The organism is Roseovarius sp. EC-HK134, from assembly GCF_902498815.1.
In the GTDB taxonomy this organism is placed as follows: Bacteria; Pseudomonadota; Alphaproteobacteria; order Rhodobacterales; family Rhodobacteraceae; genus Roseovarius; species Roseovarius mucosus_A.
This window is the reverse complement of sequence record NZ_LR701544.1, coordinates 3251779-3269260: the sequence shown is the minus strand read 5'-3', so window position 1 is coordinate 3269260 and position 17482 is coordinate 3251779. Positions and strand designations below refer to the sequence as shown.

General features: G+C 61.4%; 14 protein-coding genes. 4 read left to right on the top strand and 10 right to left on the bottom strand.

Features of this window, described 5'->3' with window-relative positions; genetic code table 11:
- Positions 1–28: 28 nt before the first annotated feature.
- The 3 genes from GC127_RS19640 (at position 29) to GC127_RS19630 (ending at position 3269) form a co-directional block, all read left to right on the top strand.
- Positions 29–1153 (top strand): AI-2E family transporter, encoded by a 1125-nt coding sequence (locus GC127_RS19640; RefSeq protein ID WP_232279191.1) that lies wholly within the window; start codon positions 29–31, stop codon positions 1151–1153.
- A gap of 130 nt (positions 1154–1283) precedes the next feature.
- Entirely contained in the window at positions 1284–2579 is a 1296-nt protein-coding gene (gene hisD, locus GC127_RS19635) for a histidinol dehydrogenase (RefSeq protein ID WP_151979275.1), read from the top strand.
- Positions 2580–2588: 9 nt separating this feature from the next.
- The gene (locus GC127_RS19630; protein WP_151979274.1) at positions 2589–3269 is read left to right on the top strand and encodes an aspartate/glutamate racemase family protein; all 681 of its coding nucleotides are present in this window, start codon (positions 2589–2591) and stop codon (positions 3267–3269) included.
- A 6-nt stretch (positions 3270–3275) separates the two neighbouring features.
- On the opposite strand, the gene GC127_RS19625 is transcribed toward GC127_RS19630, so the two are convergent.
- The 9 genes from GC127_RS19625 to GC127_RS19585 form a co-directional block, all read right to left on the bottom strand.
- Positions 3276–3995 carry an alanyl-tRNA editing protein gene (locus tag GC127_RS19625; RefSeq protein WP_151979273.1) on the bottom strand — a complete coding sequence of 240 codons (720 nt, stop codon included), beginning with the start codon at positions 3993–3995 and terminating at the stop codon, positions 3276–3278.
- Positions 3992–6403, bottom strand: coding sequence for a DUF3772 domain-containing protein (locus GC127_RS19620; RefSeq protein ID WP_008280842.1), 2412 nt, complete (start codon positions 6401–6403; stop codon positions 3992–3994). Before GC127_RS19620 ends, GC127_RS19625 begins: the two co-directional genes overlap by 4 nt.
- A 5-nt stretch (positions 6404–6408) precedes the next feature.
- Positions 6409–7440 carry a cysteine synthase A gene (locus GC127_RS19615; RefSeq protein WP_151979272.1) on the bottom strand — a complete coding sequence of 344 codons (1032 nt, stop codon included), beginning with the start codon at positions 7438–7440 and terminating at the stop codon, positions 6409–6411.
- Positions 7441–7498: 58 nt separating this feature from the next.
- Positions 7499–8620, bottom strand: a complete 1122-nt coding sequence (locus tag GC127_RS19610; RefSeq protein WP_151979271.1) for an NUDIX domain-containing protein — start codon at positions 8618–8620, stop codon at positions 7499–7501.
- Entirely contained in the window at positions 8596–9054 is a 459-nt protein-coding gene (locus tag GC127_RS19605) for a TrgA family protein (RefSeq protein ID WP_008280839.1), read from the bottom strand. Before GC127_RS19605 ends, GC127_RS19610 begins: the two co-directional genes overlap by 25 nt.
- Entirely contained in the window at positions 9055–10263 is a 1209-nt protein-coding gene (locus tag GC127_RS19600) for a cyclopropane-fatty-acyl-phospholipid synthase family protein (RefSeq protein ID WP_151979848.1), read from the bottom strand.
- Between the two features lie 66 nt (positions 10264–10329).
- On the bottom strand, positions 10330–11751 hold the full coding sequence (locus GC127_RS19595) for a deoxyribodipyrimidine photo-lyase (protein WP_151979270.1): 1422 nt from the start codon (positions 11749–11751) through the stop codon (positions 10330–10332).
- Between the two features lie 48 nt (positions 11752–11799).
- Positions 11800–13020 (bottom strand): aminotransferase class V-fold PLP-dependent enzyme, encoded by a 1221-nt coding sequence (locus GC127_RS19590; protein WP_151979269.1) that lies wholly within the window; start codon positions 13018–13020, stop codon positions 11800–11802.
- 95 nt (positions 13021–13115) lie between these two features.
- Positions 13116–14825: a BCCT family transporter gene (locus GC127_RS19585; RefSeq protein WP_151979268.1), complete on the bottom strand. Its 1710-nt coding sequence runs from the start codon at positions 14823–14825 to the stop codon at positions 13116–13118.
- Positions 14826–15330: 505 nt separating this feature from the next.
- Between GC127_RS19585 and GC127_RS19580 the strand changes: the two genes are divergently transcribed.
- Complete coding sequence (locus GC127_RS19580) at positions 15331–17166, top strand: BCCT family transporter (protein WP_151979267.1); 1836 nt, start codon at positions 15331–15333, stop codon at positions 17164–17166.
- 48 nt (positions 17167–17214) lie between these two features.
- Here GC127_RS19580 and GC127_RS19575 read toward each other — a convergent pair whose 3' ends face one another.
- Positions 17215–17451: a ribbon-helix-helix domain-containing protein gene (locus GC127_RS19575; RefSeq protein WP_151979266.1), complete on the bottom strand. Its 237-nt coding sequence runs from the start codon at positions 17449–17451 to the stop codon at positions 17215–17217.
- Positions 17452–17482: the final 31 nt, after the last annotated feature.

Here is a 17482-nt window from a genome sequence, read left to right as displayed (position 1 = left end):
CCTATCCAAATCAGAAGCAGGCCAGACGGTGACACCAAGAGACCAAGACACGCGCCCTACCGGCCAGAGCACGCCAGAGTTGCAGCGCATCCGCACCGTGGCGCAGATCATCATCGCCTTTGCGGTGGTGCTGTTTCTCTTGGTGCAGGCGCGGTTCTTGCTGATTTCTCTGGCCACGGCGATCATTTTGTTCAGCCTTACTTCGGATGCCATCACCTCGATCGCGCGGGTGCGCCTTGGGCCGGTGCGCGTGCCCAACTGGTTGGCCAGCATCGTAGCGCTCTTGCTGATTTCGGCGGCGTTGCTCAGCCTCTCGGCGGTTATCCTGTCGCAGATCAACACGGTGTTGTCGACCACGCTGGCCTATACCGACCGCGCGCCACAGGCGATATCCGCCATGGTCGCCTGGCTCGGGCCTGATGCCGAAGAGGCGGTATTCAATGCGGTCTCGACCCTTGATGTGGCGGGCTATCTGCGCGCCTTGGCCGGTCAGGCCGGGGGGATCATGCAGGGCACGGTGCTGGTGATCCTTTTTGTTGGCTTTCTTTTTGCCGAGCGGATTTGGTTCACAACCAAACTCGAAAGCCTCTTTGGCGATGCCAAAAAGGCCGAACGGGTGGGCCGCATCATCAGCTCTATCATCCACCGGGTAAATTACTACCTGCTGGTCAAAACGCTGGTCAGTGTCGTGACAGGCCTCATGGTTTATGGCGTGGCGCAGTTTTTCGCACTCGATCTTGCCGGGGCATTGGGGATCCTGACGTTCGTGCTCAATTATATCCCTTCCATCGGCTCGATTGTGGCCACGGTGCTGGTGGCACTGGTGGCCTATGTGCAACTGGCGGATGGCACCACGGCGCTGGTGATTTTCCTGATCGTGGGGATCATTCAGTTTATCAACGGCAATATCATTGACCCGATGCTGATGGGCCGCGCGCTGCGCGTCTCCTCTTTTGGCATCATCATCAGCCTTGCGTTCTGGGCGGCGGTCTGGGGAATACCGGGGATGTTTCTGGCCGTGCCGATCATGGTGGCGCTGATGATCGTCTGCAGCCATGTGCCGGGTTTCCGCGCCATCGCGGTCTTGCTGTCGCGGGAAGGCCTGCCCGAAACCGATCAGGATCTTGACGCGCCCAAGCGCAGGCGGGGCTGATCGGCACGGGCCATTTTCGGAAATCCCGAAACCGGCTTTCAGCCGCTGGAAAAAGCCGATCCTTACATCGGCAAATCCCTTGCCGTTGGCCGCAACGCCCCCCATTCCTTGGGTCAAAGGAGTTGCCACCATGCCGATCACCCCGCTCAAGACCGCCCCCGGAGAGCCACCGCACACCGCCCATGACGTGGCCGATACCGTCCAGATCATGCTGGCCCGGTTGCGCACGGGCGGCGCACAGGTGGCGCTGGAATATGCACGGCAGCTTGATGGCTGGCAGGGTGGCATCACCGTGACCCACGCCGAGGTTGCCGCCGCCGTATCCCGTGTGCCCGCATCGCTCAAGGCGGATATCCAATGGGCGCATGACAATATCTCGCGCTTTGCCGCCGCACAGCGCGCCACGGCACAGGATATGGAGATTGAATTGCGCCCCGGCCTGCGCGCCGGGCAACGTCAGATACCCCTTGGGGCGGCGGGCTGTTACGTGCCCGGCGGGCGCTATAGCCATATCGCTTCGGCACTGATGACCATCGCCACCGCGCGCGAGGCGGGCGTGGCTGACATCACCGCCGTCTCGCCCCCCTGCGGCGATCAGGGCATTCCCGATGCCATGCTCTATGCGATGGATCTGGCAGGGGCCACGCGCATCCTGACCATTGGCGGGGTGCAGGGGGTTGCGGCCATGGCCTTTGGCCTCTTTGGCGCACCGCCTGCCGATATTCTGGTCGGACCCGGCAATGCCTATGTCGCCGAGGCCAAGCGCCAACTCTTTGGTCCCATCGGCATTGATATGTTCGCAGGCCCGACCGACAGCCTCATTCTTGCCGATGACACGGCCGATCCCGAAACCGTCGCCGCCGATCTGGTTGGACAGGCGGAGCATGGGGCGAATTCGCCGGTCTGGCTCGCGACCACGCATCGGCCATTGGCCGAGGCCGTGATGCTTCGTGCCCCGGCCCTTATCGCCAGCCTGCCAGAGCCGAACCGCGCCGCCGCCACCGCCGCTTGGCGCGATCTGGCCGAGGTGGTGCTGTGCGATACGCCCGAGGACATGGCGCAATATGCCGATGCCAAAGCGCCCGAACATCTGCATGTACAGGCGCGCGATCTGCCGTGGTGGCGCACGCGCTTGCAGGCCTATGGCTCGCTCTTTCTTGGGGAAAACACGACCGTTGCCTTTGGCGACAAGGCGGCAGGCCCCAACCATGTCTTGCCCACCTCTGGGGCTGCGCGCTATACCGGGGGCCTATCGGTGCACAAGTTCCTGAAAACCGTCACCTGGCAAGAGGTGGACGACCGCGCGCTGCCTGATCTTGCGCGCGTGACCGCCAGCCTCAGCCGCGCCGAACGGATGGAGGGGCATGCCCGCAGCGCAGACATCCGCACAGGTCCGATTGACCGCGCGGCAACATCGACAGGATAAGACCGCCAGATGAGAACCGTGGGCATTCTGGGGGGCATGGGCCCCGAAGCAACCGTGCTTTTGATGCAAAAACTGCTGGCCGCTGTGCCCGCGCGCGACGATAGCGATCATATTCCGCTCATCGTGCATCAGAATTCGCAGGTGCCCAGCCGTATCAAGGCGCTGATCGAGGGCACCGGCGAAGACCCCGGCCCGGTTTTGGCCCGCATGGCCTGCGATCTGCAGGCAGCGGGGGCAGAGGCGTTGGCGATGCCCTGCAACACGGCGCATCACTACGCGCCCGCCGTTGTGGCCGCCACGCCCCTGCCCTTTCTCAACATGCTGGATCTGACAGCCCAGTCGCTCGCCCGCCAAGGCGCGCGACGGGTCGGGATGCTGGCCTCACCCGCAACCCGGCTGGCGAATGTTTTTGCCGCGCCCTTCGCCGCCCATGGGCTGACCCCGGTGTTCCTGCCCGATGACAGTGGAATTCTCGCGATCATCCGCGCGGTCAAGGCGGGGGAACCACTGGCAACCCTCAAGCCACAGCTCGCCCAAGAGGCCGAGGCGCTCTTGGCCCATGGGGCCGATCACCTGTTGGTGGCGTGTACGGAACTGTCCTTGATGACAGATGCCCTGCCCGCAACGGCCCCACATACCGACAGCCTCGATTGCCTCACCGAAGCCATCGCAGACTTTGCAAAGGGCTGAACGCGCTCAATCTTCCAAGTGAAGATAAACCCGGCGGTTGTGGCGGCCTTTCTTTTCGACCTTGCCAAGGCGAAGCCGCCCGATCTCGCCCGTGCGTGCCACATGTGTGCCGCCGCAGGGCTGCAGATCGACCTGATCCGTCCCCTGCCCGATCCGCACCAAACGCACCCGGCCAGACCCCATGGGTGGCGCCACCGACATGGTCTTGACCAGCCCCGGATTGGCGCGCAGCGCGTCATCGGTGATCCACTCTTCGGTCACGGGCAAATCCTGATCCACCAGCTGATTAAGGTAGTCTTCCAGCGTCTCGCGGTCTTCTGGCGCTTCGGGCATGTCGAAATCAAGGCGGCTGCGCGTCTCGGCAACGGCCCCGCCCGAGACCGGCAGCGGGATCACCACCGACAAAAGATGCAGCGCTGTATGCATCCGCATCAGACGATGCCGCCGGGGCCAGTCAATCGCTTGCCGCAGGGCCGTGCCGATGGGCGGCAAGGCCATAGGTTCTGCCATCACCAGCGCGATCCGGTCCCCCTCGGCCTTGACGGCCGTGGCAATGGGCAGGCTGCGCCCTTGGCACATAAGCCGCCCGCTATCGCCCGGTTGTCCGCCCCCCATGGGATAAAACAGCGTCTGGTCCAGCACGATCCCACCCTCTGGGGTATGCGCCACAACGACGCCGGCCGCCTCGGTTTGATAGGCGTCCAGCCGAAAAAGGGGTGTCGTCATCGCCCGTCACCGTCTCCCTCGCCCTCAACATCGCCCTCTGTCAGGGCGGCGGGGCTTTGGCTCGTCTTGGGTTTGACCGGGGCCTTGGGCTCTTTTGCCTCTGCAGTGGCGTTGCGGAACCATACATCCTGTTGCGGAAAGGGAATTTCGATGCCTTCTTCAGCAAAGCGGCGGGCAATCTCGTGGTTCATGTCTGATTTCACACTGGCCACCCAGTTGACATCGCGCAGGATCGCCCGGATCTCGAAATCAAGCGAACTTGCGCCGAAATTCTGGAACAGCACCGTCGGCGGTGGCTGCATCAGCACCATTGGATGTGCCTCGGCCACGTCGCGCAGGATCTTTTCCACCCGGCGCGTGTCTGTGCCATAGGCCACCCCCACCGGCACAATCACCCGGCCCACGGTATTGCCGCGCGTATAATTCGTGACCGTGCCACTGACGAAATCGGCATTCGGCACGATCACATCCGTGCGGTCAAAGGTCTCGATCCGGGTTGAACGCACCGAGATCGACCGCACATAGCCATGCTGCCCGCCGACCTCGATCCAGTCGCCTTCGGAAATCGGCCGCTCAATCAAAAGGATGATGCCGGATACAAAGTTGGACACGATGTTTTGCAAACCAAACCCGATGCCCACCGACAGCGCACCCGCAACGATGGCCAGTGAACTCAGGTCAATCCCCGCCGCCGTGATCGACACCAACGCCGCAAGGAAAATCCCGACATAGCCCACGCCTGACACGATGGCATTACGCCCGCCCATATCGAGCTTGGTTTTTGGCAGGATGGCATTCTTGAGCGTGCCCTGAATGAGCCGGGTCAGCAGATAGCCAAGGGTAAAGACCACCGCGAGGATCAGAAAGCCCGTAGGCGATAGCGTGATCCCGCCAAAACTGACCCCTTGGGTGAAACTTAGCCACGCCTCTTGCAATTGTGCAGGCCGCGCGCCCCAGATCAGGGCAAAGACCGGCACCGACCCGAGCACGAGGAAAAAGCCCAAAAGCACCGGAAAGAGCGAGTCATCAATGCTCTGCGCGTTGCCACGCAGCATGATATAGACCTCGGACAGCACCCGTTGGACCAGCAGCAGCGCCGCGATCATCATCAACGACAAGAGAGCAGGCAACATCATCGCCTCGGCGGCGGACATATAGCCAATCGCGGACAAAAGCGGCGCAAGCAGCGCCAGCGCCCAGAGCGCACGCGCGAGAATACGCACCAGCTTGCTGCGGAACGTAAGCTCTGTCTCGGGCTCGTTCGCCGCCGCTTTGCTGTGCCGCATCAAGAGCCGCGCAAGCCGCAGCAACAGCAGCGACGCCAGCACCATCAACGGAAAGATCATGACATTGCGGGCCGCTTCGGACCAATCAAACCCATCGGCGAGGTCCTGCACATAGGCAAACCCCGCAACCACCAATCCAAGAGAGCCGCCACTAAGCCGCCCGGTGGCGCGCTCGGACGGGCCAAGCGTGAGCAAGGGCAACTGCCGATCATCGCGGGGAAAGACCCGTAGCGACAACCAACGCGCCAGCAGAAGGATAAAGGCCGCCGCGGGCAGCGACTCGAGCACAAGGTTTCCCTTGGACCCCAAAATCCCGGTCAGAACACCCGCCACAACAATGGAAATCACCCCAAGATAGGGCAACAACCATTCGCCAAACGAAATTGCAAAGGCCGCAAGACGGCGTCCGGCGGTCGGTGTGTCGCCCAAAACGCGCGCCGCCAGACGCATTGTCCAAACCCGGCCCCGCGTCATCAGCAAAAGGCCGATAAGACCCAGAGCAATCACCCCCGGCAAGTTGCCCTGAAAGCGCGTGCGCCGAAAGCTGCTTTGCCAATTGGTCGCCGTCTCGGCCCGGACGGTATCCACCGCGCGGTACAGTTCCTTGACCGCTGTCGGCCAATGCAGCGGATTGACCGGCGATGGCCCAAGCCGCAACAGCGCTTGGGTCTGCCGGTCGCGGATCGCCCCATCAATATTCGTGACCAGCCCATCGGCGCGGCTGCGCGCCAGATCGGCCAGCTTCACCGGTGCCTCTAACCGGGCCAGACGCCGGTTAAGTTCCGCACGCTGCGCTGCGATGTCCTCGGCTTCTTCGCCGGTCTCGGGCACGGGCCCCAAGGCGGCGATTTGATCGCGCACAGTTCGGATCGCAGTGGAATTCAAGCCCTGCATTTCAACAAACTGTTGCCGCCAACCGTTGATCTGGGCGCGCATGTTTTCCAGTTGCCCGGTGGAGGCCTCGCCGTTGGCAAGCATCTCGTCGGCATCGGCCGCAAGTTCCTCCCACGTCACATAATCGACCGCGTCAGGCGTATGCTGCCCCTGCGCAAGCGCGGTATCGGGCACAGCAACTGCCGCGCCCAACGCCAGACAGAGGACTAGGCAAAGCAGCCGCAGCATTCTTGTCACCCCGCGAAAACCCCCGGAATCGAGCGCGGAGCCTGATCCAGCCAATCTGGCGTCGGCAGGTTGTTGGCGCGCAGGAATTCGGGATTGAAAAGTTTGGACTGATAGCGCGTTCCGTAATCGCACAGGATCGTCACGATGGTATGGCCCGGCCCCATGTCGCGGGCCATCTGCATAGCGCCAGCGATATTCACACCGGTCGAGGCCCCCATGCACAGCCCCTCATGCTGAAGCAGGTCAAAGACAATCGGCAACGCTTCGGCATCGGGCACCTGACAGGCGAAATCTGGCGTGAAGCCTTCAAGATTGGCCGTGATGCGCACCTGCCCGATCCCCTCGGCAATCGACGAGCCTTCGCTCTCCAACTCGCCTTTGGTATACCAAGAAAAAAGCTTTGCGCCCATCGGATCGGCAATACCCACCTTGACGCCCTTGGGTTGCAGCGCCATGCCGACCCCGGCCAAGGTGCCACCCGACCCCACCGCGCAGATAAAGCCATCAACCTTGCCGCCGGTTTGCTCCCAAATCTCGGGTCCGGTTGTTTCGATATGCGCCTGACGGTTGGCCACATTGTCGAACTGATTGGCCCAGATCACACCGTTAGGTTCGGTTTTCGCAAGCTCGGCGGCCAATCTCTCCGAGTATCGGACAAAATTGTTCGGATTTGAATAGGGCGCTGCGGGAACTTGAACCAAATCGGCACCGGCCAGACGCAGCATATCCTTCTTTTCTTGGCTCTGGGTCTCGGGGATGACGATCACCGTCTTGAACCCGAGAGAGGCCCCGACCAGCGCAAGACCGATGCCGGTATTGCCTGCCGTCCCCTCGACAATCGTACCGCCGGGTTTCAAATCACCGCGCGCGATGGCGTCGCGAATGATAAAGAGCGCGGCACGATCCTTGACCGATTGACCGGGGTTGAGAAACTCGCATTTGCCCAAGATGTCACAGCCAGTTTCCTCACTGGCGCGGCGCAAACGAATGAGCGGGGTATTCCCGACAGCGGCAGCCAAATCCTGTGCAATGCGCATCTTTCATGCTCCTGTAGGCAAAGTGTTCCCTTGGGTTTAGGCGCTTGGAGAACGGAACTCAAGCGGATGCACGCAGCCGTGCGCGTTCACGCTCAAGCCATAGAAGGCAGAGGATGAGCGGCCCATTATTGGCCTCTCCACTCTGCACAAGCGCCATTGCCTGCGCGAAATCAACCACATGCGTGCGAATATCCTCATGCTCTGTGGCGAGGCCGCCGCGCCCCTGTTCCAGATCGGGCAGGTCGCAAATCCCCAGAAAGAGGTGAAAGAATTCGGTCGAATATCCCGGCGTGCAATAGTGCTGGGAAATCTTCTCGAGCGCGCGCAGCGTCAGCCCCGCCTCTTCCAGACATTCGCGGTGCGCGGCGTGTTCGGGGCTCTCGCCGCCGTCAATCCGCCCGGCGACCGGCTCTAGCATCCATGGGCGCGGATCGCCGCGCCCATAGGGCCCCATGCGGAACTGCTCTACCAAAAGCACCCGGTCGCGCACCGGATCATAGGGCAGCACAAGGGCGGCATCCGTGGCGACAAACACTTCACGCCGCAAGGTATCGCTTGGCGTGCCATCAAAACGGGGATGCCGCAACGTATAGGCGCGGCCAATGAAAAACCCCGCATGGGTGATCTCGCAGGCGATCTCTTGCACGGTCGCAGCCTCGGTCGCACTGCGCACATCGGCGGGCGCAGGCGTCTGCGCCGCCACCCGGCCCGATGCGCGCGACAAGATCATGGGCAGGCCCGCGCATAGGTCTTGCGCGGCAATACGGCCCCTCAAGCTGAGTATCTCTTGAACTGCATAGCGCAGGATCGGCGCGGCGCGGCGCGACCAGTCTTGGGCATCCCAGTCCATGGGACCGGGCCGACCGGGAAAGACACGCGCAGCGACGGGGCGGCCGTCTTGACTGACGGTAATGACATCCGAACGCCCCAAGCCAAGCGCCTCGGCGATGAAGGTCACCAACTCCACTGTGTGGGGCTCTGACACCAACCACCCGTCTACGGCCCCTAGCCCCCGGCGCAGTCCCGCCAAAGGCAGGGGCGCGTCATCACAGCAAATCTGCACGCCCTCGGCGCGCGCCTCAGCCGCAACAAGGCCCGGCAAGGCTGCCTGCAAAACGGTGATGTCAGCCAAGGGACCGTAAAGAAAAACCGGTGTCACGACCACCGATGCGAGACCCATTCCGAAACGAGGCCCACCACGATCCCGCCGGTGACCAGCGCGCCGATCAATGGCCCGTTGATCATCGTCATGCCATAGTCAACCATCAAGTCGAACATCGCGGTCAGGCCCTTGATCACCCCGTCATAGCGGTTATCAAGCGCACGTTTGAGCATCTCATTCAGGCTCTGAAGAAAGAGCGCCCAAAACACCAGTGCGGCGACCCCGGTCAATCCGGCGCTGAACCCTTCGGCATAGCCATAACCCAGCCGCCTGCCCGTCACGCGCCAGCCGCAAATCGCGCCAAGCACAACATTGACCACGTTGAACCAGCCGAAATTGGTGTCTTCTGGCATAAGCGGGCGAAAGAGCTCTGATCCAAACCATCCCACAATGCTAAGTCCAATCGCCGCGACCAGCCGCGCGGCGGTGGGCATTTGATCTGTAACGGGCATCTATCCAGGCCTTGCGATGGTGATCTGCGTCACATCGCAACTACCCCCTTTGAAGGCCCCCGCGCAAGAGGTGAGATAGAAATTCCACATCCGGCGGAACCGGTCGTCAAAGCCCATATCGGCGATTTCGTCCCACTTGTCGTTGAACGCCTGATGCCAGCGGCGCAGGGTTTGGCTATAGCTTTCGCCAAATTCGATAGACCGCGCAACACTCAGCCCCGCGCGCTCGATCTCGGCGCGCAACGCGGTGGGGCTGGGCAGCATACCGCCCGGAAAGATGTATTTCTGGATGAAATCCACATCGGTACGATAGCTTTCCCACCGCCGGTCCTCGACTGTGATGATCTGCAGCGTGGCCAGCGCACCGGGATTAAGCCGCTCGCGCAGACTGTTGAAAAACACCGGCCAATAGCGCTCGCCTACGGCCTCGAACATCTCGATGCTGGCGATGCCATCATAAGTGCCGCGCTCGTCGCGGTAATCCTGCAACTTGAGCGTGACCCGATCAGACAGCCCGGCGCGCGCAATCCGGTCCTGCGCATATTTCAACTGTTCCGCGCTGATCGTGAGGCCCGTCACGCGCAACCCCCGCTCTTTGGCGGCGTATTCGGCAAAGCCCCCCCAACCACAGCCGATTTCCAGCACGTGATCGCCGGGCTTCACCCCCATCTGATCCACCATGCTGGCATATTTGGCGATCTGTGCCTGTTCCAGACTGTTCTGACCGGGCTGAAAGATAGCACTGGAATAGGTCATCGTTTCGTCCAGCCAGAGGCTGTAGAACTCATTGCCCAGATCATAGTGGTAGCTGATGTTGCGCTTGGCTTGGGTCTTGGAATTCCGTTTGAACCAAAAGCGGATGCGCTCGTAAATCTGCGCCAGCCTTTGACCGGGATAGCCGTTGTAAATACCGTCATTGTCGTCGTTGAGAAGGTCCATAAAGGATTGAAGGTCCGGCGTGGACCAGTCCCCATCCAGATACGCCTCGCAAAAACCCAGATAGCCCTCGCGCACCAGCCGTGCAAACACCTCGGTGTCGTGGATTTCCAGCACCGCGACCGGGCCGGGGCGCGGCCCTTCGGCGCGGAACACACGGCCATCGGGCAGGCGAATATCAAGCCGTCCGGCGTCGATATTGCGCGCCACGCCAAAGCAACGGCTGAAATAGCGCGGCAGGCCCGTCTGGCCGGTGGTGTCGATCAGGATCATACGTTCGGTCCCTTTTTCCTTTTGCGGCGCGTCAATCGCCGATCTTGCGGTCAGTATGGTCATGTTTCAAAACTCCCGCGCTTCATAGGCGTTGAGCGCTCTTTGCCGCCCCTGTGACAAATCAACAATCCGCCCCGGATAGAGCATCGACGGATCAAGCCGCCAGGCGCGCGGCACCGCCTTGAAATAATCCAAGGCCGTGGCGGGTGGGGTGCGCTGCCCCTCAGCGATCCAGCGCCGGGTATAGGCCCCGCCACGGTCGAACTTGTCCAACTGTGTCTCGGGATTGAACACCCGGAAATACGGCGCCGCGTCGGGCCCACAGCCCGCCGCCCATTGCCAGCCCATCGCATTGGAGGCCGGATCCCAATCGGTCAGACATTCGGCGAACCAGTCTAGACCAATCTTCCAATGGGTCATCAGATGCTTGGTGAGGTATGAGGCCACGATCATGCGCGCGCGGTTGTGCATCTTGCCGGTCACATACATCTCGCGCATGGCGGCATCGACAAAGGGTTCGCCGGTGCGGCCCTGTTTCCACGCGATGACCTCGGGATGATCCGCATCGGTGGACCATGGAAAGGCATCCCAATCGGCCCGCCAATTGCCGCTCAGAATATGCGGCGTGTGATACATGAGGTGATAGGCAAATTCGCGCCAGACCAGTTCCTTGAGCCATGTCTCTGCGCCTTTGGCCCCGCCATGCAAGGCCCGCTGCCCCGCATGCCAGCACTGGCGCGGCGAGATTTCCCCATAGGTCAGGTTTTCCGACAGCGCAGAAGTTGCATCGACCGCCGGAAAATTCCGGGCGTCCTGATACTCTGCAATCGCCCCATCGGCAAAGGCGTGCAATCGCTCCATCGCCGCGGCCTCACCCGCGCGCTGATAGGGCAAGCACACGTCGGCCCCCCGATACATGGCGACCCCCATCTGCCAATCATCCAGACTGTCAGAGGCGGGCCAAACCTTGGGGGCCGGGATCTGCGCGGACGCTGTCAGCGGCACCGCCACGTCGCGATCCTTCACCGCGCGCCACATAGGGCTGTAAACCCGGTAAAACCCGCCGGTCTTGGTCTCAACCGTCCAAGGCTCGAACATCACATGGCCCGGGTGGCTCTGTGCGTCCACCCCTGCCTCACGCAGCGCGGATTTCACCGCCTTGTCGCGCGCGATAGACTGCGGATCATAAAGCCGCGACCAGTGCACCGCCCCTGCCCCGGTTTCAGCCACCACCGCACGCAGCACATCCAGCGCCGCGCCCCGGCGCAGGATCAAGCGGCTGCCGCACTCCGCCAGATCACGCGCAAGCGACGCCAGCGACAGGCCCAGACGCCATTTTGGTGCAGCGCCCAGAGCTTCGACGCTCTCATCATGGATGAAAACAGGAATAACCGCGCCGCCGCCTGCAAGCGCCGCACAGAGTGCCGGGTGATCGGCCAGACGCAAATCGCGCCGTAGCCATACGATTGATGGTGCTATATCCGTCATCCCCTGCCCCGGTCTTTGGTTGCAATACGGGCCGGGGACGCGGGCGGATCAAAGAATATCATCAAGGGCGGTTAAGAGTTTGTCGACCTCGGCGCGGGTCGTGTAATGCACAAAACTCAGACGCAACACGCCGCGCTCTGGGTCAACGCCCATCGCCGTCAGGGGCCGCACCGCGTAGAAATCGCCGCCTCCCGCCATGATCCCATGCTGCGCCAGTTGCGCCGCCGCCTCGGCCCCCGGCCGATTTAGCGCAACAGCCACGGTCGGCGCTTTTTGTTCAGCCTCGACCGGGCCGATCAGCTGCGCAGAATTGCGATCCTTGAGGAAATCCAAGAGCGGCTGCAAAAGTGCTGTTTCATGCCCGCGCATCAGGTCATGCACCCCGACCGCCCGCGTCACGGCATCGCCCGTGATCCCGTGATGCGTCGCCAGATCGTCGATATAATCCGCCATACCGGCGCTTGCCGCGACCTGTGCATGATCCGGGCCCGCTGGCGTGAACCGTTTATAGAGCGTGCCCGCATTGAAATAATGCGCCTGATTGGGCAAGAGATTGCCCAATTCCCGCCGGATCACCATGATCCCCTGATGCGGCCCATAGGTTTTATAGGCCGAAAAAAGGTAAATATCCGGCCCCATTCCCCCCACATCCGGCAGGCCATGCGGCGCATAGCTAACCCCATCGACACAGACAAAGGCCCCGGCGGCATGCGCCAGCGCCGTAATCTCGACCACCGGGTTGATCGCCCCCACAACGTTGGAGCAATGCGGAAAACACACCAGCCGTACCCGGTCATCCAGCAGATTTTCAAGATCGGCCGGATCAAGCAAACCGCTCTCGGGGTTGATTTTCCACTCGCGCACTTCGAATCCTGCGTCCGCCAACCGCCGCCACGGCCCGGAATTGGCCTCGTGATCCTGATTGGTGACTATGATCGCATCGCCCGGTTCCATCCACTGCCGGAATGCCTGCGCCAGAACATAGGTGTTCTGCGTGGTCGAGGGGCCAAAGCTCAGCTCATCCGTGGCCACCCCCATCATCGCCGCCAGTCGCGCCCGCGCCTCGTCCATCTCGGCCCCGGCCAATTGGCTCGCCTCATAGGGCGCGTAGGGCTGCACCTTGCGTTGCCGATAATACCGCTCCAGCCGCGCAATCACAGGAGCGCAGGTATAAGAGCCACCGGCATTCTCAAAAAACGCTTGTCCCTCAAGGCTTGGCTCGGCAAAGGCCGGAAATTGCGCACGTACGAAATCTGTATCGAGTGTCATCACTGTCCCCATTGTCCCTTTTTGCGGCCACAAAACAGCAAAGCACCCCGGCGCGCAAGCGCCGGAGGGCCTTGGACCGCATGACCATGGGTCGCTCAGAGGATCTTTCGCTCGCTCTGCAAGCCGCGAAAGATCGCCCAGCACATCACCAACAGCACCAATGTAAACGGCAGGCCGGTCGAAATCACCGCCGATTGCAGCGCTGTCAGGCCCCCGCCGATCAAGAGAACAATCGCGACGGCCCCCTCAAAGATGCACCAGAACACCCGCTGCGGCACGGGCGCGTCAACCTTGCCGCCCGCCGTGATCGTGTCGATCACAAGACTGCCAGAATCCGATGAGGTGACAAAGAACACCACCACAAGAACAATCCCGATGGTCGAGGTGATCGTCGCCAACGGCAAAGGATCAAGCATCTGGAAGAGTTTAAGCTCCAGAGGGGCATTTTGTGCCGCCTCATAGCCCCCGGCAATCACCTGATTAAGCGCGGTGCCGCCAAAAACACTCATCCACAGGACACAGACCAGCGACGGAATGAGCAATACGCAGATCACGAATTCCCGCACCGTGCGGCCCCGGCTGACACGCGCAATGAACATGCCCACAAAGGGCGACCAGCTGATCCACCACGCCCAATAGAACGCCGTCCAACCCTGCATGAAATTGGTGTCTTCGCGCCCAAAGGGATTGGACAGCGCGACAAGGTTTTGCAGATAGGCCCAAAGGCTGTCGAAAAAGAACGTCAGCAGGAAAATCGGGCCACCCACAAAGAACACGAACAGCAGCAACAGCGCCGCCAAGCCCATGTTGATCTCGGACAGCACCTTGACCCCGCCATCAAGGCCACGCACCACCGAGACTAGGGCAATCGCCGTGATGCCTGAAATCAGCAAGACCAAAAGAAGGCTCGAATTTTCAACGCCGCTTTCTTCGGTATTGCCATAGGAAATTCCCAGGAATGCGCGCGTGCCCTCTGCCGCGTCGCCCGACCCATAGAGAAAGGTCAGCCCCGACGCAGCCTGTTCTGCCCCAAAGCCCAGCGAGGTGGCCAGACCAAAGAGCGTGGCAAAGACTGCCAGCGTGTCGATCACATGGCCCCACCAGCCCCAGACCCGTTCGCCCAGGATCGGATAAAAGGCCGAGCGCAGCGTGAGCGGCAGACCCTTGTTATAGCTGAAAAGCGCCAGTGCCAGCGCCACCACCGCGTAAATCGCCCAAGGATGCAGACCCCAGTGAAAAATGGTGGCCGCCATGCCAAGGCGTGATGCCGCTTCGGGATCACCGCCAGCCGCCCCAAGCGGGGCCCAATCGCTGCGCGCACCGTCCTCCATCGCCGTGCCACCCAAGGCGCTGGAAAAATGGCTCATCGGCTCTGACACGCCAAAGAACATCAGGCCAATGCCCATTCCGGCCGCAAAAAGCATCGCGAACCAGCCCAGATAGCTGTAATCCGGCGTCGCCTCATCCCCGCCCAGCCGCACGCGACCATAGGGGCTGACGATCAGGAAAAGGCAAAAGATCACGAAGACATTGGCGGCACTCAAGAAGAACCAGTCAAACCCTTGGGTAACTGACGCAAACAGCCAGTCAAACACCGATGCCGCATGACCGGGCAGCGCCAGCGCGTAGAACACAAAGATCACGATGCTAAGGCCCGAGATAAAAAAGACCGGGTTATGAATATCGAGACCAAAAGGCCCCACCTGTGGTTGCACATTGTCCTGCCCGATCTCGTACACTGTCTCGATCAGGTCCGACTGCCCTTCGGGCGCGGGTATGCCTTGATTGGTTGTTTCGTCGGCCATCTGGCCCCCTTTGCTTGTTTTTCTGCTGCCCGTTGCGCCCGTCGCAGCGGACAAAGGCGACGCACCAGTGCGGCACGTGGCAGCGTTTTGAGGTCTCGCGCACGAGGAAAGCAGACACGCTGTCCGCAGGCGCACCGGGCCTTGCATGCCCGGATCGTCACAACCTTTTAGCAAGAAACCGCCCAAAACTGCAACCCGGCGGCACGGAAACGTCACGTTTGCGACCTTCACCATGTCGCCAAACGACAATCACAAAGGGATTCGCGCGCCCTGTTTTCATGGAAAGCCGATTTCAGTTTCGTTGCGCAGCGGATCAATCCGGTTGAACCCCGCGCACAGATGGCCGCAATTCCACACCCCAATGGTCGTAATTTGCGCACGGAGCGCCGGATTACCCGCTCGTTACACGGGCCTCGGCGTGGGAAAATGACGGGATGGGGCAACAGGCCGATTTCAGAGCCACACAAGGACCCCGTTCAATCGCAATGGATCAGGGACGTCACAGATGAGTATAAAACCCCCTTTCACAGATCTCGAGATAAAAACCGCCCCACAGGGGTTCTACGAGGGCTATAGCTTGCCCATCGCGCTGATTTCCAAAACCTCGATGGCGCTCTTGGTGATCTGGGCGCTGGTCTGGCCGCTCAATGCCAATGCCACGCTGTCGAGCCTCAACTGGTCGCTCCTCGAAGGGTTCAACACCTTCTATATTCTCGCCACCGGCATGTTTGCCTTTTTCCTCTTCATCGTGGCGCTCTTGCCCGCGACAGGCAGGCGCATGATGGGGCGCGTGGGCGAAAAACCCGAGTTTTCAAACTTCTCTTGGTTCTCGATGATGTTCGGCGCGGGTCTTGGTGTGGGTCTCATGGTGTTCGCCACGGCGGAACCGCTGGGCCTCTGGGGCTCGAACCCCGAGACTGTGACCGGGGCCGTCATCGGCAACACGGCAGAGGGCGTGACCCCGGCCTATCGCTATACCTTTGCGCATTACGGCTTTCACGCCTGGGCCATCTATGTGGTGACAGGGCTCAGCCTTGCCTATTACGCCTATACGCGGGACATGCCGCTGACCATCCGCTCGGCGCTGACCCCGTTGCTGGGGCGTGCCGCCAACGGCATTTTGGGTGATCTTGTCGACATTCTGGGCGTCGTGGCCACCATTCTCGGCGTGTCCGTCACCATCGGCTTTGGCGTGTCGCAATTTGTCGATGGCGTTTATGCGGTCAGTGGCATGGAATGGCTGATGAACACCACGGGCGAGGCCCCAAAACCCACCACCGCAGGCCTCATCGCCGCCCTGCTTGCGATCATGGGCCTGTCGATCCTATCAGCGGTCTCGGGCGTGGGACGCGGCATCAAATATCTCTCGAACCTCAACCTCGTGTTGTCGGTGGTTCTGTTGCTGGTCTTTATCGTCTTTGGCTCTTTCGCCTTTGCCATGACCAAATACGCAACCGCCCTTGCCGATTACATCCTGCACTTCACCTCGCTGTCGTTCAACGCCTATGGGCCGCTCTCGTCCGAGGCTTTTGCCGCCGCGCTTCCCACCGAAGCGGCCCCGCTTGCCGCCGACCTTTACGGCGGCGCAACGAACGCATGGGGCAGTTTTGATGGCTTTGTCGGCGGTCTGAGCGGTGCCGCCGCTGAGCTGCCCGAGGCGACCAAAATTGCCGCCTACGAGGCCGGTGCCCAAGGTCGCCTGTTTGGCTGGCAGGCGGGCTGGACAACCTTCTACTGGGCGTGGTGGATCGCGTTTTCGCCCTTCGTCGGACTGTTCCTTGCGCGCATCTCGAAGGGGCGCACCGTGCGGGAGTTCATTCTTGGCTGTGTGATTGCCCCGGCGCTTGTGTGCTTTGCCTGGATGACCATCCTCGGCGCGACGGCGATTGATCTTGAGCTTAGCGGTGTGGCGCAAGGGGCCATCATCGGTGCCTCCAACACCAACAAACTCTTTGTCACATTGGGTTTCATGATTGATGGCGGCTTGCTTACGGCTGTGACGATCATGTGCGTGGTGCTGGTGCTGACCTTCCTCGTCACCTCGGCAGACTCGGGCATCCTCGTGATGAACACGATCATGTCAGGGGGTCAGGCGGAAACCGGCATCAAACACCGGATCATCTGGGGAATCATCCTTACGCTGGTGATCGGCGCGCTGATCATCGCGGGCAATTCGGGGGCCTCTGCCGACCCGTTCGAGGCGCTGAAGAACGCCATGATCATCGGCGCGCTGCCCTTTGCCATGGTGATGGTGTTGATGGTGGTGGCGTTGACCAAGGCGCTCTACCGCGACCATCTGCGCGACAAGCACGGGCTTTTGGCCGAACAACCGGCGGAATAATCCCACCGCAGAACCTGAGCGACATGACGCCGCGCCCCTCGCGCGGCGTCAGCCGTTCAACAAGGCCCGATCCCGGTAATACGCCAGAACATAGAGCCGGATCGCCGTTGCCAACCCGGTCTCGATCCCGCGACCCGCATCAATTTCGGCAGCCAAAACGTTGAGAGCCATGGATTTTTCCTCGGCAATTTCACGAAAGGCCTGCCAGAACTCATCCTCAAGAGACACGCTGGTGCGATGCCCACGCAGGGTAAGCGAGCGTTTGACCGGGCGCGCGCCCGTCATAGGTCAGACAGGGGGGCGCTGCCCCCGTCCT